The sequence below is a fragment of the Acidovorax sp. KPB24-03 genome, from assembly GCF_057546605.1.
Genome location: NZ_BAAJYR010000862.1, coordinates 1 through 730, shown reverse-complemented (window position 1 = coordinate 730; position 730 = coordinate 1). Strand labels below are relative to the sequence as shown.

1 protein-coding gene is annotated in these 730 nt (G+C 74.7%); it reads left to right on the top strand.

What is annotated here, in order from left to right:
• Positions 1–730 (top strand): ATP-binding protein (locus AC27KI_RS26495; protein ID WP_487116848.1); only part of this gene is annotated, 730 nt, incomplete at both ends.

Below are 730 nucleotides of genomic sequence, written 5' to 3'. Positions count from 1 at the left end.
CGTGGACGGCGCGCGCGGCGTGGCGGCGGGCCGGCTGGACACCCGCGTGGCCGTGCACGGCGACGACGAACTGGCCCGGCTGGCACTCACCTTCAACGACATGGCCGAGCAATTGGGCGGCATGGAAGCCTCGCGCCGGCAATGGATCGGCGACGTGGCGCACGAGCTGCGCACCCCGCTGGCGGCGATGCGCGCCGAGATCGAGGCGGTGCAGGACGGCGTGCGCCCGTTCGACGACAAGACCGCGCTGCGCCTGCACCGGCAGGTGATGCGGCTCATCCAGCTGGTGGGGGACCTGCGCGCCAGCCTGGATGCCGCCGCGGGCAGCGCGCCCTCCGCGCTCGTGCCCGTGCACCCGCTGTCGCTGCTGGCCGAGGCCGTGGCCTCCATGCAGCCGCGATTCGACCAGGCCGAGCTTGCGGTGGACACGCACGGGCTGGCCGCGCTCGCCAGCCTGTCGCCCCCGCCGCTGGTGCGCGGCGACGCGCAGCAGCTTCACCGCGTGTTCCTGAACCTGCTGGAAAACACCGTGCGCTACACCGATCCTGGCGGCCGGCTGGAAATCCAGGCGCAGACCGAGCGCAGCGGACCCGCGCCCTCGCTCGTGCTGCAGTTCGACGACACCGCGCCCGGCGTGGCCGAGCACGACCTGCCGCGCCTGTTCGACCGCCTGTACCGCGCCGAGGCGTCGCGCGCGCGCGCCACCGGCGACCTGGGCGGATCGGGCCTG